This window comes from Nocardia sp. (assembly GCF_025465275.1).
In the GTDB taxonomy this organism is placed as follows: domain Bacteria; phylum Actinomycetota; class Actinomycetes; order Mycobacteriales; family Mycobacteriaceae; genus Nocardia.
The window spans coordinates 54,531-79,102 of sequence record NZ_JAODNK010000074.1 but is presented as its reverse complement, the minus strand read 5'-3'; the positions used below and the strand labels follow the sequence as shown (position 1 = coordinate 79,102).

Genomic DNA, 24,572 nt, shown 5'->3' with positions numbered 1-24,572 from the left:
GCATATCTGTTTACCTCGAAAGCTAGTTTGGGCCAATGACACTGGCGCACTGAGGCCAGCGTTGCGTCACCTTACCGAGATTTGTTGCTCCGCCATAGCCTGAATTTCAAACCCTGTCCACCGCGTAGAACAAACCCCGCCGTCCCGGCTGCGGCGATGAGATTTTTGCCCCTACTTTCAGGGGCACGATCTCTTTCGGCGCGCTGTGCACGACATGCGGGGCGCGGCCGATCTCGGAGGTGGATAAGATGGCGACACCGCGACTGGCGCATTCGAGGTGGAAGCAACCACCGGGAAGCATCCAAGTCCCGCACCGCGCGCCTGGGTGCAGGGCATGAGGACCTTCGGCACCCCGAAGGCTCCCGGACCCCGAAGGTTGCGATGAATCACTCGGTTACCGACACCCATAACCCGCTGGTCGACACTCCGGCAACGGCCAATACACTCGGCCGCGTGACGCAGACGACCGCCTCTGTCAATTCCCAGTCCCTCGCCGAACTCGATCCCGAGGTGGCTGCCGCGATGGGTGGCGAACTCGCCCGCCAGCGCGACACCCTCGAGATGATCGCCTCGGAGAATTTCGTACCGCGCGCGGTCCTGCAGGCGCAGGGCAGCGTGCTCACCAATAAGTACGCCGAGGGTTATCCGGGCCGCCGCTACTACGGCGGCTGCGAGAACGTCGACGTGGTCGAGGATCTGGCCCGCGCCCGCGTCACCGAGCTCTTCGGCGCGGAGTACGCCAATGTCCAGCCGCATTCGGGCGCGCAGGCCAATGCCGCCGTCCTGATGGCGCTGATGAATCCGGGCGAGAAGCTGCTCGGCCTGGATCTGGCGCACGGCGGCCACCTCACACACGGCATGCGGCTGAACTTCTCCGGCAAGCTGTACGAGGTGCACGCCTACGGCGTCAGCAAGGAAGACCACCGCGTCGATATGGACGAGGTGCGCAAGATCGCCCGGGAGACTCGCCCGAAGGTGATCGTCGCCGGCTGGTCCGCGTACCCGCGGCAGCTGGACTTCGCGGCCTTCCGTGAAATCGCGGACGAGGTCGGCGCGTACCTGTGGGTGGATATGGCGCACTTCGCCGGCCTGGTCGCCGCCGGGCTGCACCCGTCGCCCGTGCCCTACGCCGATGTTGTCTCCTCGACCGTGCACAAGACCCTCGGCGGCCCGCGCTCCGGGCTGATCCTGGCCAAGCAGGAATTCGCCAAGAAGCTCAACAGCGCGGTGTTCCCGGGCCAGCAGGGCGGGCCGCTCATGCACGCGATTGCCGCCAAGGCCGTGGCCTTCAAGATCGCCGCGGGCGAAGAGTTCGCCGAGCGTCAGGCGCGCACCATCCGCGGCGCCCAGATTCTCGCCGAGCGGCTCACCCGTGAGGATGCCACGGCGAAGGGCATCAATGTCCTCACCGGCGGCACCGATGTGCACCTCGTGCTCGTCGACCTGCGCAACTCGCAGCTGGACGGCCAGCAGGGCGAGGATCTGCTGCACGAAATCGGAATCACCGTGAACCGCAATGCCGTTCCGTTCGATCCGCGCCCGCCGATGGTCACCTCGGGTCTGCGCATCGGCACCCCGGCGCTGGCCACCCGCGGCTTCGGCGATGCCGAGTTCACCGAGGTCGCCGAGATCATCGCCGCCGCGCTGACCGGCTCCGCGGATCTGGACTCGCTGCGCCTGCGGGTCTCCAAGCTGGCACAGGCATTCCCGCTGTACGAGGGCCTGGAGGACTGGCGCCTGCTCGGCTGAGCCGAACCGTAGACGTAGGCCCCCGCGACCGAATCGGACGCGGGGGCCTTTGCATACGGCGGAACTGCCTGCCGGGTCACCCGGGTGGTGAGCACGGCCGGTTGCCCGTGTGCGGGCATCGAACCTGTTGCGCAGGCATGGAATCCATTGGCGCGAAGGGCGGAGCGGCCGTTGAGCGGACGGTCAGTTTGCCGGTGGTGTGGGCGTCGGTGGTACGGGTGCCGCGGGGCGCGCGCGGGGCAGGTCGTCGCGGCGGATGGGCCAATAGCTGCGCGGGCCGCCGGTCAGGGCGGGCGCTTCGGCGGTCACCACGGAGATCAGCCACTTCGGTCGCGGATTCACCCAGGTGCGTTCCGACCCACCGTTTTTCAGCACGACGGTCGGCACCGTCTCATTGCCGTCGGCGACCTTGCGGACAAAAGCCGCCGCCTCCGGGTCCTGCCAGATGTCGACTTCGCGATGCACGATGCCATTGCTGTTGAGCACCCGTCGCAGGCGCGCGCAGAAGGGGCAGCCGGGGCGGCGGTAAACGACCAGTTCCGGGCCGGTGTCAGCGGTCATACCGGGATTGTATGGCGAGAAAGATTGCCCGCGAACAGTTCCTGGCCTTCTATGATGCGGAAGGATCGGAGGCCATCATGACGACCACGGTATTTCTGCTCGGTGCGCGGGCGAATGTCATCGAGGATGTGCGGGCGCAGCTGGATGGCTCGGGCATCGAGATCCGTTCCGGGACAAGCCTGGACGAGCTCCGGGCCGCCTTCGCGGAGGCGAGCGTCGATCACGTGATCATGGGGTCCGGGCTCGATCTCGAGGTGCGCCTGCGGGCCGTGCGCGCGGTGTTCGAAACCAGTAACGGCACCACGGTGCACATGAAGGACTGGAATTCTGGTCCGGAGGGTTATCTGCCGTTCGTGCAGGCCGTATTGGGCGGCCTGCACGGCAGCTCGTGAGGTCCTCGGCCGACGGTCAGGCGTGCTTGCTCAGGTAGTCGACATACAGCGGGCGCAGCACCTCGCCGATCTCGCCCTCGCCCGCGTGCACGTAGTCGTCGAGCATGGGCAGCACGTACTTGATGTCGGCCTCGCTCTCGCCCAGATCGCCGGCGGCGGCCTCGGCGGCCGGAATGGACTTCAGCAGCTCCCAGAGGAATTTCACATCGCCGCGACGGACCGCGGCCTTGACGGCCCGGTCGTGCAGTTCCTTGGTGGAGAGCGCCTCAAGATCCTGGGTATCGGCCATGCGTCGACTGTAATCGACCCATGGCAGCGCAGTGGCCGCGCGGCATCAGCAAACAGCAAGCGGCGATCGACGACTGGGCGACGGAGGTGACGCCTTCCACAGAGCCGCGGAAGTGGTACCCCGCGGACCCGCAGGCGCGACGCGCCGAATTCGAGACACGGTATCGACTCGAGCTCGACAATGACACGGCCCGAGATGTGCTGGCGCGGTTGCGCCGCGATGCCGCAGCCGGACCATCGACGCTGGTGACAGCGGTGAAGGTACCGGGGCACAGTCATGCCCCGGTATTGCTCGGTGAGCCTGTCGAAACCCCCACGGAGGATGGGCGTTAACGCGATCTTCACCAACACGCCTGTCAGTCGAGGAGCCGGATCGCGAATTCGGCAGTAACGTCGGGAGTGCGGGCCGCGTAGGTGTGGCTCGTACGGGAGGTCCTGATCGTGGCTGAGCAACTCAGTGCGAGGGGGCCGGCATCCGGCCCTCGGGTCATACGACCCTAACGGCCGACCGGCCCAGCGAGAACATTCGCGCGGTGCCGCGCGAGTGGCAAAGGAGCCCACCGTGACTGATGCACGCTCCGTCAACGCTCCCACCGGGAACGCCGCCTCCTACCGGGGCACGCGCACCACAGGTCCGGGAGTTCGCGCCTCGCAGTCGTCCGATTCCGGACTGAAAACCTTCGTAGTGGATACGTCGGTGCTGCTCTCCGATCCTTGGGCGCTGACCCGCTTCGGTGAGAACCGCGTGGTGCTGCCGCTTGTGGTGATCAGTGAGCTCGAGGGCAAACGTCACCACCACGAACTGGGCTGGTTCGCCCGGGAGGCATTGCGGATGCTGGACGATTTGCGTCTGGCACACGGTCGGCTCGACCAGAAGATCCCGATCGGCACCGGGGGCGGAACGCTCCAGGTGGAGCTCAATCACACGGATCCGACCGTATTGCCGGTCGGATTCCGCACGGACAGCAACGATTCCCGCATTCTCGCCTGTGCGCTCAATTTCGCAGCCGAGGGTGAACGAGTTGTGCTGGTATCCAAGGACATTCCGCTGCGCGTCAAGGCGAGCGCGGTCGGACTGCAGGCGGACGAGTACCACGCCCAGGATGTCGTCACCTCCGGGTGGACCGGCATGGTGGAGATCGAGGTCGGTTCCGAAACCGTGGATCGGCTCTACAGCGATTCCGTCATCGATCTCGATGAGGCGCGGGATATGCCGTGCCACACCGGAATCCGGCTGCTGAGCTCGCGTGGTAGCGCCCTGGCCCGGGTGTCTCCGGACAAGCGGATTCAGCTGGTGCGCGGTGATCGGGAGGCCTTCGGGCTGCACGGGCGCTCCGCCGAACAGCGCATCGCACTGGATCTGCTGATGGACGAGAGCATCGGGATCGTTTCGATGGGCGGCCGGGCCGGTACCGGCAAGTCCGCGCTCGCCCTCACCGCGGGTCTGGAAGCCGTGCTGGAGCGGCGGACTCATCGCAAGGTGGTGGTGTTCCGGCCGCTGTACGCGGTCGGCGGCCAGGATCTCGGCTATCTGCCCGGTAGCGAGAGCGAGAAGATGGGGCCGTGGGCGCAGGCTGTCTTCGACACCCTCGACGGGCTCGCCAGCCCGGAGGTGATGGAGGAGGTGCAGGCGCGCGGCATGCTGGAGGTGTTGCCGCTCACCCACATTCGCGGGCGGTCGCTGCACGACTCCTTCGTGATCGTGGACGAGGCGCAGTCCCTCGAACGTAATGTGCTGCTCACGGTGCTCAGCCGTTTGGGCAGCGGGTCGCGGGTGGTGCTGACGCACGATGTGGCGCAGCGCGACAACCTGCGGGTCGGCCGGCACGACGGTGTTGCCGCCGTGATCGAGAAGCTCAAGGGGCATCCGCTCTTCGCGCACATCACGCTGACCCGCAGCGAGCGGTCGCCGATCGCGGCACTGGTCACCGAGATGCTGGAGGAGTTCGGGCCGAACGCGTGAGCGTGTGGTAGTCAGCTTTTCCACTGCCCTGATCAGCCGGACGTCTCCGGCTGATCAGGGCAAATCTTTAGTGTGTGTTTCAACTCACATGTCGCAGGGTATATTTCGCTGAAATAGCTGCTCGGCGGTTTACTCGGCGAGATCTGCATATTCGCCGAATGGTTGCCGGGTGCCTGGCCCGAGTTACCGAGAGGATGAAATGCATACCTTCGCTCGACGTACGGCTGGCATCATCGCGGCCGTCGCGGTCGTGACCCTTTTCACCGCGGGCTGCGACAAGGACAACAAGGATTCCAAGTCCGACGCGACCACCACGGTTGTGGTGACCACCACCGAGCAGCCGGTCACCGGCGGCGAGACCACCGGCGCCACGGAGACCAAGATCGCCACCCGGGACGGTGAAATCGCGGTCGGCGGAACCGTTCTCGCCAAGTACAACGAATTCAAGGGTGAGGCCGGACCGCTCGGCGCGCCCACCGGTCCGGAGCAGGACACACCCGGCGGCGGCATCTCGCAGGAATTCGCGGGCGGCGCCATCTGCAGCAGCCCGACCACCGGAACGCATGTGGTGTGGGGCGAGATTCGCAAGGCGTGGGACGAGAACGGCGGCCCCGGCGGCAAACTCGGCTACCCGACCAGCGATGAGACCGATATCCCCGGTGGCAAGCAGAGTGAGTTCACCGGCGGCAACATCACCTGGGTGAACGGGCAGACCAGCGTCAACGAGAAGTAGCGGGCATTCGGTCCGGGGCCTTCCCTGCCCCGGACCGCGTTGCCGGCACACCGGCTGCGACCGCCGTGGATGCGATAGCCGTTGCGAATGCACAACGAAGATCCCCACGTTTGCCGCGCAGCCGCTAGGTTGTCCACGTGCAGAACGATTTGGCCGACCGCGAACTGCTGGAATCGCTGGCAGCGGAGGTAGAAGCAAACCTGGTTCGCCATATCGCCCTCGCGGCGGAATGGCAGCCTCACGACTATGTGCCGTGGGACGACGGCCGCAACTTCGAGTTCCTCGGCGGAACCGATTGGGAGCCCGGGCAGTCCGAGCTCAGTGATGTCTCCAAGCTCGCGCTGACCGTGAGCGTGCTGATTGCCGACAATCTGCCCGCGTACCACCGGGAGCTCGGCAAGTACCTGCGCACCGGTCCCTGGTGGCGCTGGGTCGGCCGCTGGACCGCCGAGGAGAACCGGCACGAAATCCTGATCCGGAACTACCTCATGGTGACCCGTGCGGTGGATCCGATCGAGCTCGAGCGCGCGCGCATGGCGCATATGGTGGAGGGCTTCAGCCGCCCCGCCATGCACCTGCTCGATGTGCTGGCGGCCTGTGCCTTCGAAGAGGCCGCCGCCGCCATCCGGCACCGCAATACCGCGGCTACCGCAGACAATCCGATCGTCACCACCATTGCCGAGCGCCTGGCCGCCGACGACGAATTGCAGGCCATCTTCTTCGCGAACCTGATCTCCGCCGCGCTCGACCTGACTCCCGATCAGGCCGTGCGCGCCATTGCCGACCGCGTCGCCGACTTCCACGTCCCCGTGGTCAAGCTCGCCGACGGCACCACCAGTGACGAACTCCTCGCCGCGGCCGGTATCTACGACCGCGCCAACGAGCCCGCCCTGGTCTTCGGTCCGCTCCTGGAGCGCTGGAACATCTTCACCCGCACCGACTTCAGCGAAGCGGGCGAGAAGGCCCGCGCCGAACTCGCCCACCTCCGCTCCTGACCCGGCCCTCGGGACCCAGCTGAGACTTCAGCGGGGGCCTCGAGTGGCAATCGGACGCTTCCACAGAGCCATCATCACGCATTTCGGCTGTCCCTCAGGGGCAGCCGGTTTGCGTTCGGCCCGACGGACCCGCCCATGACCGCTGTTTCCTGAGCCAGGACGGCGGAGTTCTTGCCGACAGCTACTGTTGCGAGGCCGCTCGGTAGCGCCGCAGCGCAATGCGTGCCGCAGGCTCAGCTCGCTGGTAAAGCGATCGTGGCGGCGGCCTTCGAGGCAACCAGGCCCCGCGCGGTGGCGGGTGCTCACCTACGACTATGTCCGACAGCGGATTCCGGCTGCTTCATGGTGGCAGCTGGTTCGTGGACGGTCGAGCTATCGTGCGGTCGAGGCCGACTGTCAGCGGCCGCGGGCTGCGCGGAAGAGGCCTACCGCGGTGCCGCGCAGGAAGTTCTCCCAGCTGAAGTGGTCGTGCCACAGGGTGATTCGGCCGTCGCGCAGTTCGAAGGTGCCGCAGACCCAGAAGGCGATCTCGACGGGGCCGAAGCGTAGGTAGTCGGTGCGTTCGGTCAGGACCACGCCGTTCTCATCGGCGGCCGCGTGGTGCATATCGGCGCGGAAGCCGTAGCGGGGATTGCTGAGCTTGTCCAGAATCCAGCGCACCCGGTCGGCGCCCCGCACATCCGGCAGCGAGGTGTTCTTCCAGACAATGGCGGGATCGACGAGATCGAGGGCCTCGGTGACGGCCTTCATCTCCATGGCGGCGAAGAACTCGCGCACGGTGGTGACGGCATCCTGCTGCAACTCCGGTAAGTCGGACATGGGCTGAGTCTATTTGCCCTCCGCTTCGCTCCGGGCGGGTTCGCGGCCCCTGGTCCCGGTTCTTCCCTCCTTCTGCTCCTCCGCTTCGCTCCTCCGCTCCACTCAGTCCAGAACCGGGACGGCCGCGAACCTCGAGGGGGTGGGGCTCTACGTCGACTTTCTGCTGGCGATCAATACGCCCAGGCCGTCGAGAATGCGGTCGATCCCGAATTGCAGCGCCTGGTTGCGGCCGGTGTCCCCCTCGGGACGGGCCGCCTGCTCGGCGAGGGCCTGTGCGACATGTGGATAGCGGTCGCCGTGCTCGATCAGCACCGCACCCAGTTCCTTGACCAGGTCCTCCTCCATGTCGAGTGCGATGGACGGCCCGAGTGTCTGCGCCAGGCCGCGGACGTGGCCGAGCAGCAGTACCACGCTGTCCATTTGTTCCGAGGCGGTCAGGCCGCTGCCGTCAAGGGCGTCGAGTGCGGCCTCCAGCCAGCTCATTTCATTGGGGCCGAGTGGCCGAATACCCACGGCGAGCTCCAGCCCCCAGTGGTGGGCGCTGAAGCGTTCGAAGGCCGTCTCGGTATAGCGGGTGAGGTAGGCGCGCCAGGGTTCGGGTGAATCCGGTACCGCGGCGACCTGCTCCGGCGGCCGGCCGAGTGCCGCGTCCAGCATGACCGCGGTGAGCTCGGCCTTGCCCGGGACATAGCGGTACAGCGCCATCTTGGCGCACCCCAGCCGTTCGGCCAGCCGCTGCATGGACAGGTTGCCGAGCCCCTCGGCATCGGCGAGCGCCATGGCCTCGGTGACGATCCGCTCCAGCGTGAGGGAGGGTTTCGGCCCGCGCTTGGGCTTCTGCTCGATACCCCAGAGCAGCTCTGTTGTGGTCGGTCCCGGCATGCCCGTCATCCTTCCGGAAATTTCTGCTTGACGTCTAACTGCGTCCAGCATACGCTAATCAATAACAGCGGCCGACGGACGCAGATAACTATCAAGGAGCGACACCATGCGCAACACCACCGTTCTCATCTCCGGCGCTTCCATCGCGGGCCCCGCCCTCGCCTACTGGCTGAGTCGCTACGGCTTCGACGTCACGGTGGTGGAGAAGGCCCCCGCAATGCGAGCCGGCGGTCAGGCAGTCGATTTCACCGGCCGCACCCATATGGCGGTGCTGGAGCGCATGGGGATCCTCGAGGACCTCAAGCGTCGCCAGACCGGCAAGACGGACATGGTCATCGTCGACGAGAGTGGCCAGGAGACGGCGCTCATCTCGGGCGATTTCACCGGCGGCGATCTCGAGATCCTGCGCGGCGATCTGGCCGACATCATGTACCAGCGCACCGCGCAGAGCTGCCGATACCTGTTCGGCGACACCATCACCGCGCTCACCGAGACCACCGACGGCGTGCACGTCGAATTCGCGAATGCGCCCGCCCGCCGCTTCGATCTCGTCTTCGGCGCGGACGGCATCCACTCCCGGGTGCGGAAGCTGGCCTTCGGCCCGGAACAGAAGTTCGTGAAGCATCAGGGCCACTACTACTGCATTGCCGGTGCGTCGACCTGGGAGAGCCGCCCCGACGGCCCGCGCGAGCGCGCGGTGTCCTACGCCCTCAATACGCCGGGCCATCTCGCCAGCCTCGGCAACTCCAAGGCCGCGCAGATGTACATGTTCGCCGCGCCCCAACTCGACTATGACCGTGACGATTTCGACGCCCAGCGCCGCATTGTCGCCGAGCGGTTCGCCGGAATCGGCTGGGAGGTGCCGCGCATGCTGGCCGAACTGCCGCGCCTGGACGGCTTCTACCTCGACTCCCTCAGCAAGGTGACGATGAAGAACTTCGTGCAGGGCCGTGTCGCGCTGCTCGGTGACGCGGGCTACGGCAATACCCTCGCCGGATTCGGCACCGGTCTCGCGATTGTCGGCGCATACGTTCTCGCCGGTGAATTGGCGGCAGCGGAAGGCGATTACACCATTGCCTTCCCGCGCTACCAGGAGATGATGAAGCGCTACGGCAAACTGGCCGCCGACTCCAGCCCAGGCCCCTTCCTGGCCCCCAAGACCGCCCTCGGCCTGCGCTTCCGCAACTGGTTCCTGGACTCCCGCTTCTTCGACATGATGGTCAAGTCCGCCGAGAAGGCCAAGAACGATATCGAGCTGAAGAACTACCCGGAAATGGTTGCCGCTCGGTGAAATACGACAGCTGCGGGCACGGTGGCGAATGCCCCCGTGCCCGCACGGTCATGTCCGGGGAACTACCTGTGGTGCAGGCTCACTCTTTATTGTCGCCGACCTTCGACATGGACAGCACGTCGAGACGGCGGTCGAGTTCCTCGACCGAGAGGTTGTCACCGATCAAACCGCGATCGATGACGGTCTGGCGAATTGTCTTGTGCGACTTGACCGCTTCCTTGGCAACAGCCGCGGCCTCTTCATACCCGATGGCCGAATTCAGCGGCGTCACAATGGACGGCGAGGATTCGGCGAGCCGGCGCAGCCGCTCCACATCGGCCACCAGCCCCACCACGCACTTGTCGGCGAAAAGGCGGGACACATTGGCCAGCAGGCGGATCGACTCCAGCACATTGCGCGCCATCACCGGAATGTAGACATTGAGCTCGAAAGCGCCATTGCCGCCGCCCCAGGCGATCGCGGCATCATTGCCGATCACCTGCGCCGCCACCTGTGTAACAGCCTCGGGCAGTACGGGATTCACCTTGCCCGGCATGATCGAGGAGCCGGGCTGCAGATCCGGCAGCTGGATCTCGGACAGGCCGGTGAGCGGGCCCGAACCCATCCAGCGGATGTCGTTGGCGATTTTGGTGAGGCTGATGGCGACCGTGCGCAGCGCACCGGACAGCTCGACCAGACCATCGCGGGCGGCCTGCGCCTCGAAGTGGTTGCGCGCCTCCGACAGTGCGTCGATATCCGTCGACTTCTTCAGCTGGGCAACCACTTTCGCACCGAATCCGTCGGGCGCGTTCAGGCCGGTGCCGACGGCGGTGCCGCCGATGGCCAGCTCGCCCAGGCGCGGGAGCGTGCTCAGCAGGCGTTCGATACCGGCGCTGACCTGCCGGGTGTAGCCGCTGAACTCCTGCCCCAGGGTGATCGGCACGGCATCCATGAGGTGGGTGCGACCGGACTTCACCACCTCCCGCCAGGTGATCGACTTGTCCAGCAATGTCAGCCGCAGATGATCCAGCGCCGGAATCAGATCCTTCACCACGGCCTCGGTCGCGGCGACATGCGTTGCGGTGGGGAAGGTGTCGTTGGACGACTGCGACATGTTCACATCGTCATTGGGGTGCACGGTGACGCCATTACGCGCCGCGATGCCCGCGATCACCTCATTGGCGTTCATATTCGAGCTGGTGCCCGAGCCGGTCTGGAACACATCGATCGGGAACTGGTCGTCGTGCTTGCCCTCGGCGATCTCGGTGGCGGCGGCGACAATGGCATCCGCCTTGGCCGGGTCCAGCAGACCCAGATCGCGGTTCACGGTCGCACAGGCCGCCTTCAACAGGCCCAGCGCCCGGATCTGCGCGCGCTCCAAGCCGCGGCCGCTGATGGGGAAGTTCTCTACCGCTCGCTGAGTCTGCGCCCGCCACAGTGCGTCCACGGGCACGCGGACCTCACCCATGGTGTCGTGTTCGATGCGGTACCGGGTGTCGTCTGCCATAGTTTCGACCCTAGGCCCGCACCCGGGCTGATGGTGGTGCCACGCCTGAGGGAATCCGCACAGGACGGACCGGGAATACGACAACAGCCGGAGCGCATCGAAAACGCTCCGGCCGTTCCCGCCGACTCGAATCCCTCTCCGCCTCCCCGAACCTTTTGCGCACCAATAGGAGCGACAACAGTCCCATTCGCGCGCCTGCAGTCAGGTGCGACACCGGTTCTGGGGGTACCCCGGGAGTTACCCCCATCTCGCGAGATCAGTTGTCACCGTTCCTAGAACATGGGTGGCGCGGCTTGGTCGTCGCCGACGAAGTCGACCGACGCGTACTCGCGCAGCTTGGTGAGGCGGTGGTAGGCATCGACGATGCGCACGGTGCCGGACTTGGCGCGCATGACGATGGACTGGGTGTACGCGCCGCCGCCGAAGTAGCGCACGCCGCGCACCAGGTCACCATCGGTGACGCCGGTGGCGCTGAAGAAGACGTCCTCACCGGAGACGAGGTCCTCGGTGTTCAGCACGCGGTCCAGATCGTGGCCGGCGTCGAGGGCCTTCTGCCGCTCCTCGTCGTCCTTCGGGGCCAGCTTGCCCTGCAGCGCACCGCCCATACAGCGCATGGCGGCCGCGGCGATAATGCCCTCGGGCGTGCCGCCGATGCCGATCAGCACGTCGACGCCGGATTCCGGGCGGGCGCAGGCGATGGCGCCGGCGACGTCACCGTCGGAGATGAGGCGAATGCGGGCGCCCGCATCGCGGACATCCTGGATGTACTGATTGTGGCGCGGGCGGTCCAGCACGCACACCGTCAGATCGGAGACGAAGGAGTTCTTGGCCTTGGCGACGCGGCGCAGGTTCTCCGCGATCGGGGCCGCGAGATCGATGACGTCGGCGGCTTCGGGGCCGACCGCGATCTTCTCCATGTAGAACACGGCCGACGGGTCGAACATCGCGCCGCGTTCGGCGACCGCGAGCACGGCGATCGCGCCGGGCGAACCCTTCGCCATCAGGGTGGTGCCGTCGATGGGGTCGACCGCGAAGTCCAGCTCCGGGCCCTCGCCATTGCCGACCAGTTCGCCGTTGTAGAGCATGGGCGCTTCGTCCTTCTCGCCCTCGCCGATCACCACGATGCCGCGCATGGAGACCGTCGATACCAACTGCCGCATGGCGTCCACTGCCGCGCCGTCGCCGCCCTCTTTGTCGCCGCGGCCGACCCAGCGACCCGCTGCCATCGCGCCGGCCTCGGTGACCCGGACCAACTCCAGAGCGAGGTTGCGGTCCGGGGCCTCACGGCGGGATGCGGGTGTCGGTGCCGTCATTACGGTGCCTCCTAGGTTGTCTACTGCTGCGTGAATTGTCTCATTGCGCTTCGCCGACCTAAGCAAGCACTCGCGTTCCACTTCTTGCCCTGATCACGCTATTGTTCGCGGCCCGTCTCGTTCTGGACTGAGTGGAGCGGGGGAGCGAAGCGGAGGAGCGGAGGGAGGGAAGAACGAGACTTCAGGGGCCGCGAACCGCCGGAGCGAAGCGGAGGCAAATCAAACACAGTGGATACTGGGTGCGTGTCGAACACCAAGCCGCGGATCCTGAACGACTGGCGGGACCTCATCTGGTCCCTGCTGCCACTGGTGCTGATCTGCCTGGTCATTGCCGGCATTGCCAGCCAATGCACCTTCACTGCGAACGGCCCCACCCAGGGCCAGGTTCCGCACTTCGATGCGCACACCGCTCTCCTGGACGATGCGAAGACCATCGGCTTCCCGATTCGCGAGCCCGCGCTGACCGCCGATTGGAAGCCGAACTCCGGCAGCCGCGACACCATTCCCGCCGCCGGTGGCGGCGCGGTGAGCACCGTCGGCTACATCACACCGCAGGGCAGCTACATGCAGTACACCCAGTCCAATGCCACCGAAGAGGCGCTCGCCAAGAAGATCATCGGCACCCGCTACGCCACCGGCACCGAGCAGATCGGTGCCCGCAAATGGGTCGAATACTCCCAGCCTGGCAGCGAACCCGCCTGGATCACCGACTTCGGCGACGTCCGAATCCTGATCAAGGGCGCCGGCAACCCGACCGCCTTCAACACCCTCGCCAACGCCGTCGACACCGCGCAGCCGCTCCCCGCGCACTGACCGTCGAATACACGGAACAGCCCGTGTCGCAATCGAACAGCAGTTACACGCGCTGTGCGATTACGACACGGGCTGTTCGGTCGGAGACACGGGCTGTTTGATCGGACACCGGTGGGCTGGCCGGTCGTGTCCGTCAGGGCACGGGTCTTCGCCTCGGGCGGCTAGTTTTCCGTAGCGCGGTGGGAGAGGGCGTCTTCGACGCGTTTGCGGGCACCGGCGAGGTGCTCCTCGCAGCGGTTGGCGAGGGCTTCGCCGCGCTCCCAGAGGGTGAGGGAATCGTCCAGATCGAGGCCGCCCTGTTCGAGCATCTTCACCACATTGACGAGCTCGTCACGGGCGCGTTCGTAACCGAAGGCGGCGATCTCGGTGAGGTCGGACTCAGTCATTCGGGGTGGATTCCTTTCGGGGGCCGAGGGATTGGGAGCCGAGGGCGGCGGCGCTGAGTGCACCGTCGGCTACCCGGATGCGGAGCTGACTGCCCGCGGGGGCGTCGTCGATGGAGCGGACCACCTCGCGTTCCTTGCCGACGACCTTCTGCACCACCGCGTAGCCGCGCGAGAGTGTGGCCGCCGGGCCCAGTGCGGAGAGTTTTTCACGCAGATGCCGGGTGGCCGTGGATTCGGTGGTGAGGCTGTGGTTGATCGCGCGGCGGGTGGCGGTGCGGAAGCGCTCCACCTCGTCGTGCCGCTGCTCCAGCAGGCGCAGCGGGTCGGACAGCACCGGTCGGGAGCGGAGTTGTTGCAGCGCCCGCGATTCGCGGTCCACCCAGCCGCGCAGGGCCGCGGCGGCGCGGGCCTGCAATTCGCGCAGCAGGGCGGATTCGGCTGCGGCGTCGGGGACTATGCGCTTGGCGGCATCGGTGGGGGTGGCGGCGCGCAGGTCGGCCACATAGTCGCTGAGCGGATTGTCGGGCTCGTGGCCGATGGCGCTGACAATCGGGGTCTTGGCCGAAACTATTGCCCGGCAGAGAGTTTCATCGGAGAAGGGCAGCAGGTCCTCGACACTGCCGCCGCCGCGCGCCAGCACGATGACATCGACCGCCTCGTCGGCATCCAGGGCGGCCAGGGCCTCCAGAATCTGAGGGACGGCGGTCGGGCCCTGCACGGCGGTATTGCGGATCTCGAATTGCACGGCGGGCCAGCGCTGGGTCGCCACCGTCACCACATCGTGCTCGGCCGCGCTGGCACGGCCGGTAATGAGCCCGATCCGGTTGGGCAGGAACGGAATCGGGCGCTTGAGGCGCGGATCGAAGAGGCCCTCCGCGGCCAGCAGCGCCTTGAGCCGCTCGATACGGGCCAGCAACTCGCCGATGCCGACCGGGCGGATCTCGGTGACGCGCAAGGAGACTGTGCCGCGGGCGGTGAAGAACGACAGCTTGCCGTAGACCACCACCCGGCTGCCCTCCTGCAGCGGCACCGGCGAATTGCGCAGCAGATCCGGATCACAGGTGACCGTCAGCGACATATCGGCGGCGGTATCGCGCAGCACCAGGAAGGCGGTGCGGGTGCCGGGGCGCAGATTGATCTGGGTGATCTGCCCCTCCACCCAGACCGCGCCCAGCTTGTCGATCCACTGCGCCACCTTCACGGCAACGGTGCGCACCGGCATCGGATTCTCGGCGGAACTCGGCGGCTTCGCCGGCTGGTCGGTGGTCACCGCACCGATTCTGGCAGTACCGACCGACGGGAAGCCGCAGCGCCCGCCGAAAAGTGGCGCTGCAACGTCGAACGCCGACCGCCTGGGCAAACCCCCCTGACGATCGGCGCTACTGGATCTTCGGTCATTTGGCCTTAACGGTGGCGATCCGGTTCGTCAGCATGGTGACGAACGGGGCGCGATCGAGGGTGCCCTTTTCGTATGCCAGCAGCGTGGCCAGATCGTCGATGGTGAGCATGCGCAGCCGGGCGCGCAGTTGCGCCAGGGTCATGTTCGGGTAGTCGTAGCGGGTGGCGACTTCGGGTTCGACCACGGCGACGCTGCCGTTCTGATGGCCATTGGTCGAGGCCTTGGAAGCTGTTGCGGGGGCAGCGGTTTCGGCAGCCTCCGGCTCGGCGACGACTACGGCCTCCGGCTCGGAAGCAGCGGCCTCCGGCTCGGTGATATCAGCGGCCTCCGGCTCGGCGACATCAGCGGTCTCCGGCTCGGCGGCCGATTCCTCGGCGACGGGCTCGGCGATCGGTTCCGGTACGGCCGCAATCGGTTCGAAAACGGGCACGGCCGGGGTTTCAGTGACCGATTCCTCAGCGACGAACAGGTCGAAACTGCTCTTGCGTGCCGATTCGGGTGCGGTGCTCGGGGTTTGCTCGAAGGCCTCGTCCTCATCGAACGTGGCCCATGCCGGCTGTTCTTCCGGCTGGTTGATCAAACGGTCGAAAACGGCATCGCCTTTGAGAGCGAGGCTGGTCACGAACTGCTGGAGATGCATGGTCGTCTGCAGCATCTGACTGATCGCGGTGATCGGGAAATTGATCGCGTTGGTCGGTAGCCGTCGAGTTTCCTCGAGGGCATAGACGGCAGCCCCGGCGGCGACCCGGGCCAGGAACGGAGGTCGGAACATGCCCCTAGCCTGCCCGAAACGCCGTGTGATGCAAAGGCGAGAAGTCGCCAAATGTAATTTCGACGGCCTTTCGGGAGAATCTGCCTCGAGGTTCGCGGCCGTCTCGGTCTGGACTGACGGAGCGGGGGAGCGAAGCGGAGGAGCGGAGGAGGGAAGACCGAGACTTCAGGGCCGCGAACCGGCCGGAGCGCAGCGGAGGCAAATTGAGCACAGTATCCTGGTGGGCATGTCCTCGGCTATCCCTTTGAACGTCGGAATCGTCCGGTCCGTGGCAGGTGATACCGACTCGCCGAAACGGGTACTGCTCGCCGAACCTCGTGGTTACTGCGCCGGTGTCGACCGCGCGGTCATCACTGTCGAGAAGGCGCTGGAGAAGCATGGCGCCCCCCTGTATGTCCGCAAGGAGATCGTGCACAACCGGCACGTGGTGGAGACGCTGCGGGACCGCGGTGTGATCTTCGTCGACGAGACCGATGAGGTGCCCCCGGGTGCGGTGGTGGTCTTCTCGGCGCACGGTGTTTCGCCGGCGGTGCACGAGTCCGCCGCCGCGCGCGATCTGCACACCATCGATGCCACCTGCCCGCTGGTGACCAAGGTGCATCAGGAGGCCAAGCGCTTCGCCCGCGACGACTTCGACATTCTCCTCATCGGCCATGAGGGCCATGAGGAGGTGGAGGGCACCGCGGGCGAGGCGCCGGAACACATTCAGCTCGTCGACGGCCCCGACTCGGTCGACAAGGTGACCGTGCGCGATGAGAACAAGGTGATCTGGCTTTCCCAGACCACGCTGTCGGTGGACGAGACCATGGAGACCGTGCACCGGCTGCGCGCGCGGTTCCCGAATCTGCAGGATCCGCCGAGCGATGACATCTGCTACGCCACGTCCAATCGCCAGACCGCGGTCAAGGCCATGGCCCCGGCCTGCGATCTGGTGATCGTGGTCGGTTCCCGCAATTCCTCCAACTCGGTGCGGCTGGTCGAGGTCGCGCTCGGTGCGGGCGCCAAGGCCTCGTACCTGGTCGACTACGCCCGCGAAGTCGATCCGGCCTGGTTCGAGGGTGTGCAGACCATCGGCCTCACCTCCGGCGCCTCGGTGCCGGAGATCCTGGTCGAGGGCGTGCTGGAGTTGCTGGCCGAACACGGTTACGGCACTGTGCAGCCGGTGTCCACCGCCAATGAAACGCTGGTTTTCTCGCTGCCGCGCGAATTGCGTGCCGCGCGAGGCTGATTCACGTCGAATAGCGAAAATCCCCGCACCGGCCGGTGCGGGGATTTCTGTTTTCAGCGTTCCTTCTCAGCGCTCGATGCGACCGGAATCGCGTTCGCGGTAGCGCACATTCGGGCGGGGGTGCGGCGGTACCTCGGGGTTCGCCGCACGGCGGCGACGGGGCTCCGCGGCGGGGTTGCCTACCGGGTTGGCGCGGTCGGGCGGGGGCCGCCGATCGACCGGGGGCTTGCGGTCGACGGGAGGCTTGCGATCGACCGGCGGTTTGCGGTCCATCGGGGGCTTGCTGCGATCGGCAGGCGGCTTGCGGTCCGGGGCGGCCTTGCGGTCGGTGGGCGGAGTGCGCTTGCGATCGGCCGGGGGTGGCCGGTTGCCGCCCGGTTGGCCGGGCGCTCCCTGGCGATCCGGTGCGCCCACGCGCGGCGGCCGAGCGGCCACCCGGCCGGGCGGGCGGCGGCCCGCTGCCGGGGTCGAAGCGGGTGCGTCGCCTGCGTCCTGCGCTGCCGAGGTGGGCCGGAAGCGTCGTCTGGCGGGGTCCTTGGTATCCGCCGCGCCGCCGCGCTGGGCGCGCGCGGCTCCGGTCGGACGAGGGGTGCGGGTCCGCGGTTTACGCGGCACGTTGCCCGAATCACTGTTCTGTGCGCGGCGGTTCAGGACCACCCGCACCGCACCGACGATCAGGACCAGCACGGTGGCCAGCGCCATGGTGGGGAAACGATTCACCAGGGGGATGGCCAGATTCAACAGAATGTCTTTGAGCTTGAGGCTGCCGGAGTGGCCGAGCATCAGCTGATAGGAGACGGGCACCGAGACGAACAGCAGTAGCGGCGGCAGCACCATGGTGGTGAAGAGCCCGCGGTATCGGACGACGAGCGCGGCCACCAGGCAGCCCAGCACGTACAGCGTCGCGAAGGTGTGGGTCAGCTCGGAGCCGCCACTCGAATCGATGAAGAATCCGATGAACGTGCAGGTCACGGCGATGAGCACGGCGGCGCCCGCCGGGACGCCGGGGACCGACGGCAGGATCGAACGGTGCGACGGAGGCACCTCTGCTCGCTCACGCTGGTTAACTGCCACGTCAAGCACACTAAAGCATGTAGCTGTTCCGCGAGGGAGGCGACATCATGCGGTGATCCGTAATGGCATTGCCCTATTAGTCGGATTCGGCGAATCCGACGGCCCGGGGCCAGGTTTCCACCTGATGTAATTCCGGCACGGGGGTGTCTGAAATCTCTAGATCATGGAGTTTGCGGGCCGTCACCATGACTCGTGTTTCGACCGAGGCGACGGTGTGATTGAACGAGTCCACCGCCTTGCCGAGTTGTGCGCCCAGCCGATCCAAATGGCGGCCGGTGGTGCCCAGCCGGGTGTACAGCTCGCGACCGAGCTGCTGAATCAGCGCCATATCCTGCGACATGGCCTCCTGCCGCCAGCCGAGGGCCACCGTGCGCAGTAGCGCGATCAATGTGGTCGGGGTAGCGAGCACCACATTGCGGCCGAAGGCGTACTCCAGCAGGCCGGCATCGGCGCCCATCGCGGCATCCAGGAAGGGATCGCCGGGCACGAACAGGACAACGAATTCCGGGGACGGATCGAATGCCGCCCAATACTCCTTCGCGGCCAATTGATCGACATGATTGCGCAGGTGTTTGGCATGCCGGGCGAGATGGTGGTCACGCTCGCGCGGTTCCTCGGTGGCCGCGGCTTCCAGATATGCGGTGCACGGCACTTTGGCGTCCACCACGATCTGCCGGCCGGCCGCCAGCCGCACCACCAGATCCGGGCGGACCACGCCCTCGGTGGTTCCAGTCGTGCCGGCACGACGGGTGACCTGGGTATCGAAATCGCAGTGCCTGGTCATGCCTGCCAGTTCGACCACTCGCTCCAATTGGATCTCACCCCAGCGGCCGCGCACCTGCGGCGCCCGCAGCGCGGCGACCAATTGCCCGGTCTGCGTGGAGAGATGGTGCGAGGTGCGCTGCATGCCCGCAACCTGTTCGCGCAGGCCGGAATACGCGTTGATGCGGTTGTGCTCGACCTCCTGGATGTGCCGGTTCAGGGTGCCGACCGCCTCACGCAGCGGCTCCATCATCGAACCCAGCGCATGTGATTGCCGCCGTGCCGCATCCTCACTGGCCGCACCCAGCGACTGATGCAGCAACCGCTCGTTGTCGTGCATGGCCGAGAGCCGGGCCTCGGCCACCGCAGCGCGCTGACCCGCGCGTGCGGAATGCCCGAGCCAGCCCAGGCCGAGTCCTGCGATGAACACCAAAAGCAGCGCGAACAGCATCGGTGCGGTCATGGGTGGCGAGTTTGCCCTATGCCACCGACAAAACCGTGAAACCGGCAACTGCGTGGCAGCTTTCGGAGGAGCCGGTAGGCGCGGCGGGGTGCGAAGTCTGCCCGCGCCCGCAATACACCGGCGTGTTTCCGGAAGCGCGCGAGGGTACGGATGAATCTGTCGGAGGGATCGCCTACGTTTTGCGGCATGCGAATCCTGCACACCTCCGACTGGCATATCGGCCGCACCTTCCACGGTGTCGATCTGCTCGCCGATCAGGAGTGTTCGCTGCGTGCCATTGCCGAACTGGTGGCCGCGGAGCAGGTGAATGTGGTGGTGCTACCGGGGGATGTGTACGACCGGTCCATTCCGAGCGCGGACGCGATCGCGGTATGCAACCGTGGTTTCGAAGCCATTCGGGCGGCGGGGGCAACCATTGTCGCCACCTCCGGCAATCACGACTCGCCGACGCGGCTCGGTGCGCTGGGGAGTTTCGCGGCGGCGGGCGGGCTGCATCTGCGGTGCGGGATATCCGAAGTGGCGCGGCCCGTAATGCTGTCCGACGCGCACGGAGAGGTGGCTTTCTACGGCATTCCATACTTGGAGCCGGAGATCACGCGTGCGGAACTGGGCGTGCCGCAGGCGCGTTCGCATGCCGAGATCCTCGATGCCGCCATGCGGTTGATCCGGGGCGATCTGGCCGAGCGTGCCGGGGTGCGGTCGGTGGTGCTGGCACACGCCTTCGTGGTGGGCGGCGAGGCCACCGGATCCGAGCGGTCCATCTCCGTGGGCGGCGTGGAGACGGTGCCGCTGGGCGCCTTCGACGGCATCGACTATGTGGCGCTGGGACATTTGCATTCGCCGCAGACGCTGTCGGAGTCGGTGCGGTACTGCGGGTCTCCGCTGCCGTATTCGTTCGGCGAGCGGTCGCAGCGCAAGGCGGTGTGGATGGTGGAATTGGACGCCGGCGGGTTGTCGTCGGTATCGCGGCGCGAACTGCCGGTGGTGCGCGGGCTCAGCCAGCTCGGCGGAACGCTGGAGGAACTGCTGGACGCACCCGAGCATGCCGGGGCCGAACAGGATTACGTATCGGCGACGCTGACCGATCATGTGCGGCCGGTCGATGCGCTGCGGCGGCTGCGCGAGCGCTTCCCGCACGCCGTGCACGTGGAATGGGTTCGGCCCGAAGGCAATCCGGAATTGCACTATCGGGAGCGCGTGCACGGCCGGCGCGATACCGAGATCGCGCAGAGCTTCCTCACCGATGTGCGCGGTGTGCCCACCGCAGGGGAAATGACGTGGCTCGAGCGGGCACTGGCCGCCGCCGTGCGGGAGAAGGAAGGCCCGGTGCGCGCCCACAGTGACCAAGCGGGTGACGGGATCGGCCGCAATGCTGGGGTGCGGGGGACGGGCGGTCTGGTGCCCGCCGCGGGTCAGGTCGAGGACAGTCAGGTGCGTGTCTCCGGTGATGGTGCGGAGAGTGCGCGCGCCGCCCGAGTCGGTTCGGCGCAGCGGATTGCCGATGATGGGAGCAAGCGGCTATCCGGTGTCGATGAGCTGGACGGGGATCCTGAGCTCTTCGGTCTGGTGCCGCCCGAATCCGATGGTGGCGCAGCCGAGTTGACTGCATGAGTCGTATTCGCGGCGCTGCGGCGGCGTGTCCTGCGGGCACTCGCCCGCGCCGAGTTGTTGGATGGTCGAAGACCGAAGGGGACGGCGCGTGCGGCTGCATCGACTGGAATTGACCGCCTTCGGCCCGTTCGCCGAAACGGCCGTGGTGGATTTCGACGAGCTCGGGGCCGACGGGCTGTTCCTGCTGCACGGGCAGACCGGCGCGGGCAAGACCACCGTGCTGGATGCGGTCGCCTTCGCGCTGTACGGCAGTGTGCCCGGGGCGCGCGGGGAGAAGCGGCTGCACTCCGATCATGCCGATGAGCAGACACCGCCGCGGGTGCAATTGGAGGCGACGCTGGGCGGCAGGCGTTTGCGATTGACCCGTTCGCCCGAGTTTCAGCGGCCGAGTACGCGCGCGAAAAGCGGTTGGGTCAAGGAGAATGCGTCCGCGACGCTGGAATGGCTGGACGGTCGTGGCCAGCATCTGTCCCGAATTCCCGATATCGGCGATGAGGTTCTGCGCCTGCTCGGCATGAGCGCCGACCAGTTCTTCCAAGTTGTGCTGCTGCCCCAGGGTGATTTCGCGCGATTCCTGCGCGCCGACAACGAAGATCGGGAAAAGCTCCTCGAAAAGCTTTTCGACACCGAGCGATTCGGCACCGCCGAACAGTGGTTGATCGATAAGCGCCGCGCCGGCTCCGCCGATCTCGATACCCGCAAACAGGGCATCGATCGCCTCATCGCCCGGGTCGGCACCGCCGCGGGCCTCGCCGGCACCGAAACCGCCGGTCCCCTCGAATCCGTCGACTGGTCGCAGCGCCTGCTGGCAGCCGCCCGTGCGGCCCTGACCGGCACTACGACGGAACACGAACAGCACCAGTCGAATTCCACCCGGGCCCACGCGGCGGCCGAAGAACAGCGCCGCCTCCACGACCGCCACCGCCGTCTCACCGAGGCTCGCACCCAACTCGAGGCCTACGCCTCCGGCGCAACCCACCGCGACACCCTGCAAACCGAACTCGACCGAGCCCGCCGCGCCGAGCCCGTAGCCACCGCCCTCGCCGAGGCCCGCTCCGCCGCCGTGGCCCTCCGCCGCCGCGAAGACGACGCCACCCGCACCGCCGAACAACTCGCCGACCGCCTCCTCGAACCAGCCAGTGTCGAACTCGACGGAACTGCCTGGGCCGCAGCGGATCTGGCGACCGGTGAACTGTCGGCCAGTGAGCTCGCTCTGGAATTGGAGAGCATCGAACCGCCTGCGGCGGAGCCGGGCTCGGATTCGGTCAGGCGGGGGCTGGAAGCGGCTGCGCAGCGGTGGAGTGCGCAGATGGGGGCCTTGGACGAGGTGCGGGCGGATGCGGAGTCGGCTACGCGGCTGACGGGGGAGTTGGCGCGGCTGCGGGAGGAGCAGCGGGAGCTGGCCGAGACGGTGCGGAAGGTTACCGAGCGGCGCGCCAAAGTTCCGGAAGTTATTGCGGGGGTGGAGGTTCGACTGCGAGCGGCTACCGATGCCGCCGCGGGGCTGCCGGTGCTGGAGGCGGAGCGGGAGCGGCTGCGAGCGGCTGCCACGGCTGCGCTCGAATTGGAGCGGCGGCAGGGGGAGCTGACGCGGGGCAAGGCGAACTTCGAAGGGAAGCGGACCGCACATCTGGATGCGCGCGAGCGCACGCTCGCGCTGCGGGAACAGCGGCTGGCGGGGATGGCAGCCGAGCTGGCCGGGGCGCTCGTGGACGGAGATCCGTGCGCGGTGTGCGGGTCGGCCGAGCATCCCGCGCCCGCGCGAGCGGGTGAGCTGGCGGTGTCCAATGAGGCGGAAGACGCTGCGGTGAAGGTGGAACGGGCCGCCGAGACCGCGCGGGAACAGGCCGGGCAGCTGGTTGCGGAGCTGGAGCGCACCATCGAAGTGCTTGTCGAACGCGGTGGTGATGCGGATAAGGCGGAATTGGCGAGCGGACTGGCGGCCGCCGAGGCGCGTTGGGCCGAGGCGCGGGACCGGGCGAAGCTGGCGGACGGTCTGGCCACCGAACTTGATCGGCTGCGCGCCGAGGAAACCCGGCTTCAGGACGAGTTGCGGGACAGTGAGAGTCGCGGCAGCGCAACGATGGAACGCATGGTCGCTACCGACCGCCGGCTGGCCGAACTCACCGAGCGGCTGACCACCGCCGCGGGTGCGGACGGCACCGTGGATCGTCGCCGCGCACGCCTCGATGCGCTGGTCGCGGCCGCCACGGCATTGCGTGAGGCGCGCACGGAATCCGTACTCGCTCGCGAACAGGTCGCGGCACTGGCTGTAAGGGTCGAGAAGCTTTCGTACGACGCGGGTCTGGTCGAAACTGCCCCGCCGGTCATGGGCGAGAGCGGCCCGGATTACAGCGTCCTCGCCGAGTACGCCCGGGCCGTTGATGCCGCCTCGCGCACGGCACAGCGGCAGGCCGATATCGAAGCCGAACTGGTCGCTGCCGACCGTGCTCGCTCGCATGCGGAAACCGTGCTGGCCGAACCGGAGATCCAGGCCGCAGCCGGTATGGCACTCGGAGATCTGGCCGGGCTGGAAGCCGCTGTGACACAGGCGCAAACGGCTCTCGAGCTCGCCGTTGCCGCACACACCGTCGCCGCCCGCCGGGTCGAGCAACTCGAAGAACTGTGCACACAGCTGTGGGCGGCTGTGGACAGAATCGCACCCATCCAGCAGGCACACGACGAACTCGCCCGCCTGTCCGACGTAGTGTCCGGGCGAGGTGAGAACAACCGCCGAATGTCTCTGCGCTCCTACGTACTCGCCGCCCGTCTCGAAGAGGTGGCAGTCTCCGGTTCGGTCCGCCTCCGCCGAATGTCCGGCGGCCGTTACGAATTCGTCCACACCGATGCCGCCGGCCCCCGCGGCCGTCGCGGCGGCCTGGGCCTCGACATCCGTGACGACTACACCGGAGCGATCCGCCCCGCCAAAACCCTCTCCGGCGGCGAAACCTTCATGGCCTCACTATCTCTCGCCCTAGGCCTGGCGGATGTAGTCGCCGCCGAATCCGGTGGTCTCGTCCTGGACACTCTCTTCATCGACGAGGGTTTCGGCAGCCTCGACGCCGACACCCTGGACGCCGTCATGGGCGTCCTCGACGAACTCCGCTCCGGCGGGCGCGTAGTGGGGGTTGTGAGTCATGTGGATGAAATGCGCCAGCGCATCCCCAGCCGCCTGCACGTCATCCGCGGCCGCACCGGCTCCCGCCTCGAAACCGCCCTCGGCTGACCCCCTCAGACCAGCTTCGATTCCCGGTGGGGCTTGTGCGGGTGGCGGGTTCGACCGCGTCGCAGCGGTTACGACCCGGGGGGAAGCTACGGTCTCGACGACTGCCTGACTGGCGCTGGCGCAGGCCTTCGACGCCGTCGACGGCAAGGACGTGCGCATCGGCGGCGGCGTGGCCACGGTCCGGGCTTTTCTCGAGGCCGATCTGATCGACCAGATGCACTGTGCTGTGTCACCGGTCGAACTCGGTAGCGGCGAACGGTTGTGGACGAATCCCGGCGAACTCACCGACCGCTTCCACCTGGAGCAGATTCCGAGCCCGAGCGGGGTTGTGCACCACCTGTTCTGGCGCCGGTAACTGTCACGGCC

21 protein-coding genes, 2 pseudogenes and 1 riboswitch are annotated in these 24,572 nt (G+C 67.1%); of the genes and pseudogenes, 12 read left to right on the top strand and 11 right to left on the bottom strand.

What is annotated here, in order from left to right; all coding sequences use genetic code 11:
* Positions 1–249: 249 nt before the first annotated feature.
* Positions 250–334: riboswitch (ZMP/ZTP riboswitch) on the top strand.
* A 119-nt stretch (positions 335–453) separates the two neighbouring features.
* Entirely contained in the window at positions 454–1,749 is a 1,296-nt protein-coding gene (glyA, locus tag JWN03_RS17720; RefSeq protein WP_297615892.1) for a serine hydroxymethyltransferase, read from the top strand.
* Between the two features lie 183 nt (positions 1,750–1,932).
* On the opposite strand, the gene JWN03_RS17715 is transcribed toward glyA, so the two are convergent.
* The gene (locus JWN03_RS17715; protein ID WP_297615890.1) at positions 1,933–2,310 is read right to left on the bottom strand and encodes a glutaredoxin family protein; all 378 of its coding nucleotides are present in this window, start codon (positions 2,308–2,310) and stop codon (positions 1,933–1,935) included.
* 11 nt (positions 2,311–2,321) lie between these two features.
* Here JWN03_RS17715 and JWN03_RS17710 point away from each other — a divergent pair, with 11 nt between their 5' ends.
* Positions 2,322–2,702 (top strand): hypothetical protein, encoded by a 381-nt coding sequence (locus tag JWN03_RS17710; RefSeq protein ID WP_297615889.1) that lies wholly within the window; start codon positions 2,322–2,324, stop codon positions 2,700–2,702.
* Positions 2,703–2,718: 16 nt separating this feature from the next.
* Here JWN03_RS17710 and JWN03_RS17705 read toward each other — a convergent pair whose 3' ends face one another.
* Positions 2,719–2,991 carry a hypothetical protein gene (locus tag JWN03_RS17705; protein ID WP_297615887.1) on the bottom strand — a complete coding sequence of 91 codons (273 nt, stop codon included), beginning with the start codon at positions 2,989–2,991 and terminating at the stop codon, positions 2,719–2,721.
* A 20-nt stretch (positions 2,992–3,011) separates the two neighbouring features.
* Here JWN03_RS17705 and JWN03_RS17700 point away from each other — a divergent pair, with 20 nt between their 5' ends.
* From JWN03_RS17700 to JWN03_RS17685, 4 genes are all read left to right on the top strand, one after another.
* Positions 3,012–3,323, top strand: coding sequence for a DUF488 domain-containing protein (locus JWN03_RS17700; RefSeq protein WP_297615885.1), 312 nt, complete (start codon positions 3,012–3,014; stop codon positions 3,321–3,323).
* Between the two features lie 229 nt (positions 3,324–3,552).
* Positions 3,553–4,953 carry a PhoH family protein gene (locus JWN03_RS17695; protein ID WP_297615883.1) on the top strand — a complete coding sequence of 467 codons (1,401 nt, stop codon included), beginning with the start codon at positions 3,553–3,555 and terminating at the stop codon, positions 4,951–4,953.
* Between the two features lie 199 nt (positions 4,954–5,152).
* Positions 5,153–5,686, top strand: coding sequence for an LGFP repeat-containing protein (locus JWN03_RS17690; protein WP_297615881.1), 534 nt, complete (start codon positions 5,153–5,155; stop codon positions 5,684–5,686).
* A 137-nt stretch (positions 5,687–5,823) separates the two neighbouring features.
* On the top strand, positions 5,824–6,681 hold the full coding sequence (locus tag JWN03_RS17685) for an acyl-ACP desaturase (protein WP_297615879.1): 858 nt from the start codon (positions 5,824–5,826) through the stop codon (positions 6,679–6,681).
* 396 nt (positions 6,682–7,077) lie between these two features.
* On the opposite strand, the gene JWN03_RS17680 is transcribed toward JWN03_RS17685, so the two are convergent.
* Both JWN03_RS17680 and JWN03_RS17675 read right to left on the bottom strand, forming a co-directional pair.
* Positions 7,078–7,500, bottom strand: coding sequence for a limonene-1,2-epoxide hydrolase family protein (locus JWN03_RS17680; protein ID WP_297615877.1), 423 nt, complete (start codon positions 7,498–7,500; stop codon positions 7,078–7,080).
* 147 nt (positions 7,501–7,647) lie between these two features.
* A complete protein-coding gene (locus JWN03_RS17675; RefSeq protein WP_297615875.1) occupies positions 7,648–8,382 on the bottom strand; it encodes a TetR/AcrR family transcriptional regulator in 735 nt (244 codons plus the stop codon).
* 106 nt (positions 8,383–8,488) lie between these two features.
* Between JWN03_RS17675 and JWN03_RS17670 the strand changes: the two genes are divergently transcribed.
* Positions 8,489–9,673: an FAD-dependent monooxygenase gene (locus tag JWN03_RS17670; protein ID WP_297615873.1), complete on the top strand. Its 1,185-nt coding sequence runs from the start codon at positions 8,489–8,491 to the stop codon at positions 9,671–9,673.
* Between the two features lie 79 nt (positions 9,674–9,752).
* Here the strand turns inward: JWN03_RS17670 and JWN03_RS17665 are convergent, their stop codons facing one another.
* Positions 9,753–11,159: a class II fumarate hydratase gene (locus tag JWN03_RS17665; RefSeq protein WP_297615871.1), complete on the bottom strand. Its 1,407-nt coding sequence runs from the start codon at positions 11,157–11,159 to the stop codon at positions 9,753–9,755.
* 272 nt (positions 11,160–11,431) lie between these two features.
* Positions 11,432–12,472, bottom strand: coding sequence for a class II fructose-bisphosphatase (glpX, locus tag JWN03_RS17660; RefSeq protein WP_297615869.1), 1,041 nt, complete (start codon positions 12,470–12,472; stop codon positions 11,432–11,434).
* 243 nt (positions 12,473–12,715) lie between these two features.
* On the opposite strand from glpX, the gene JWN03_RS17655 reads away from it, so the two are divergent.
* Positions 12,716–13,285: a DUF4245 domain-containing protein gene (locus tag JWN03_RS17655; RefSeq protein ID WP_297615867.1), complete on the top strand. Its 570-nt coding sequence runs from the start codon at positions 12,716–12,718 to the stop codon at positions 13,283–13,285.
* Positions 13,286–13,446: 161 nt separating this feature from the next.
* On the opposite strand, the gene JWN03_RS17650 is transcribed toward JWN03_RS17655, so the two are convergent.
* From JWN03_RS17650 to JWN03_RS17640, 3 genes are all read right to left on the bottom strand, one after another.
* A complete protein-coding gene (locus JWN03_RS17650) occupies positions 13,447–13,671 on the bottom strand; it encodes an exodeoxyribonuclease VII small subunit (RefSeq protein ID WP_297615865.1) in 225 nt (74 codons plus the stop codon).
* Entirely contained in the window at positions 13,664–14,893 is a 1,230-nt protein-coding gene (gene xseA / locus JWN03_RS17645) for an exodeoxyribonuclease VII large subunit (protein WP_441343014.1), read from the bottom strand. The genes JWN03_RS17650 and xseA overlap by 8 nt, the downstream gene beginning before the upstream one ends.
* 172 nt (positions 14,894–15,065) lie before the next feature.
* The gene (locus JWN03_RS17640; RefSeq protein WP_297615861.1) at positions 15,066–15,842 is read right to left on the bottom strand and encodes a lipid droplet-associated protein; all 777 of its coding nucleotides are present in this window, start codon (positions 15,840–15,842) and stop codon (positions 15,066–15,068) included.
* A gap of 226 nt (positions 15,843–16,068) precedes the next feature.
* Between JWN03_RS17640 and JWN03_RS17635 the strand changes: the two genes are divergently transcribed.
* Complete coding sequence (locus JWN03_RS17635; RefSeq protein WP_297615859.1) at positions 16,069–17,070, top strand: 4-hydroxy-3-methylbut-2-enyl diphosphate reductase; 1,002 nt, start codon at positions 16,069–16,071, stop codon at positions 17,068–17,070.
* 66 nt (positions 17,071–17,136) lie between these two features.
* Here JWN03_RS17635 and JWN03_RS17630 read toward each other — a convergent pair whose 3' ends face one another.
* The gene (locus JWN03_RS17630) at positions 17,137–18,144 is read right to left on the bottom strand and encodes a DUF6542 domain-containing protein (RefSeq protein WP_297615857.1); all 1,008 of its coding nucleotides are present in this window, start codon (positions 18,142–18,144) and stop codon (positions 17,137–17,139) included.
* A 76-nt stretch (positions 18,145–18,220) separates the two neighbouring features.
* On the bottom strand, positions 18,221–19,369 hold the full coding sequence (locus JWN03_RS17625; protein ID WP_297615854.1) for a DNA recombination protein RmuC: 1,149 nt from the start codon (positions 19,367–19,369) through the stop codon (positions 18,221–18,223).
* Positions 19,370–19,555: 186 nt separating this feature from the next.
* On the opposite strand from JWN03_RS17625, the pseudogene JWN03_RS17620 reads away from it, so the two are divergent.
* From JWN03_RS17620 to JWN03_RS17610, 3 genes and pseudogenes are all read left to right on the top strand, one after another.
* Positions 19,556–20,686: pseudogene (locus JWN03_RS17620) on the top strand (exonuclease SbcCD subunit D); the annotation flags it as partial.
* Between the two features lie 382 nt (positions 20,687–21,068).
* Positions 21,069–24,206 carry an AAA family ATPase gene (locus tag JWN03_RS17615; RefSeq protein ID WP_297615852.1) on the top strand — a complete coding sequence of 1,046 codons (3,138 nt, stop codon included), beginning with the start codon at positions 21,069–21,071 and terminating at the stop codon, positions 24,204–24,206.
* A 115-nt stretch (positions 24,207–24,321) separates the two neighbouring features.
* Positions 24,322–24,561: pseudogene (locus JWN03_RS17610) on the top strand (dihydrofolate reductase family protein); the annotation flags it as partial.
* Positions 24,562–24,572 lie beyond the last annotated feature (11 nt).

What these genes read in the sequence shown, in the direction of transcription:
- JWN03_RS17715 (WP_297615890.1), bottom strand. Translation starts at nt 2,310, where the DNA reads ATGACCGCTGACACCGGCCCGGAACTGGTCGTTTACCGCCGCCCCGGC.
- JWN03_RS17710 (WP_297615889.1), top strand. Translation starts at nt 2,322, where the DNA reads ATGGCGAGAAAGATTGCCCGCGAACAGTTCCTGGCCTTCTATGATGCG.
- JWN03_RS17705 (WP_297615887.1), bottom strand. Translation starts at nt 2,991, where the DNA reads ATGGCCGATACCCAGGATCTTGAGGCGCTCTCCACCAAGGAACTGCAC.
- JWN03_RS17700 (WP_297615885.1), top strand. Translation starts at nt 3,012, where the DNA reads ATGGCAGCGCAGTGGCCGCGCGGCATCAGCAAACAGCAAGCGGCGATC.
- JWN03_RS17690 (WP_297615881.1), top strand. Translation starts at nt 5,153, where the DNA reads ATGCATACCTTCGCTCGACGTACGGCTGGCATCATCGCGGCCGTCGCG.
- JWN03_RS17680 (WP_297615877.1), bottom strand. Translation starts at nt 7,500, where the DNA reads ATGTCCGACTTACCGGAGTTGCAGCAGGATGCCGTCACCACCGTGCGC.
- JWN03_RS17675 (WP_297615875.1), bottom strand. Translation starts at nt 8,382, where the DNA reads ATGCCGGGACCGACCACAACAGAGCTGCTCTGGGGTATCGAGCAGAAG.
- JWN03_RS17670 (WP_297615873.1), top strand. Translation starts at nt 8,489, where the DNA reads ATGCGCAACACCACCGTTCTCATCTCCGGCGCTTCCATCGCGGGCCCC.
- JWN03_RS17665 (WP_297615871.1), bottom strand. Translation starts at nt 11,159, where the DNA reads ATGGCAGACGACACCCGGTACCGCATCGAACACGACACCATGGGTGAG.
- glpX (WP_297615869.1), bottom strand. Translation starts at nt 12,472, where the DNA reads ATGACGGCACCGACACCCGCATCCCGCCGTGAGGCCCCGGACCGCAAC.
- JWN03_RS17650 (WP_297615865.1), bottom strand. Translation starts at nt 13,671, where the DNA reads ATGACTGAGTCCGACCTCACCGAGATCGCCGCCTTCGGTTACGAACGC.
- xseA (WP_441343014.1), bottom strand. Translation starts at nt 14,893, where the DNA reads ATGCCGGTGCGCACCGTTGCCGTGAAGGTGGCGCAGTGGATCGACAAG.
- JWN03_RS17640 (WP_297615861.1), bottom strand. Translation starts at nt 15,842, where the DNA reads ATGTTCCGACCTCCGTTCCTGGCCCGGGTCGCCGCCGGGGCTGCCGTC.
- JWN03_RS17635 (WP_297615859.1), top strand. Translation starts at nt 16,069, where the DNA reads ATGTCCTCGGCTATCCCTTTGAACGTCGGAATCGTCCGGTCCGTGGCA.
- JWN03_RS17625 (WP_297615854.1), bottom strand. Translation starts at nt 19,369, where the DNA reads ATGACCGCACCGATGCTGTTCGCGCTGCTTTTGGTGTTCATCGCAGGA.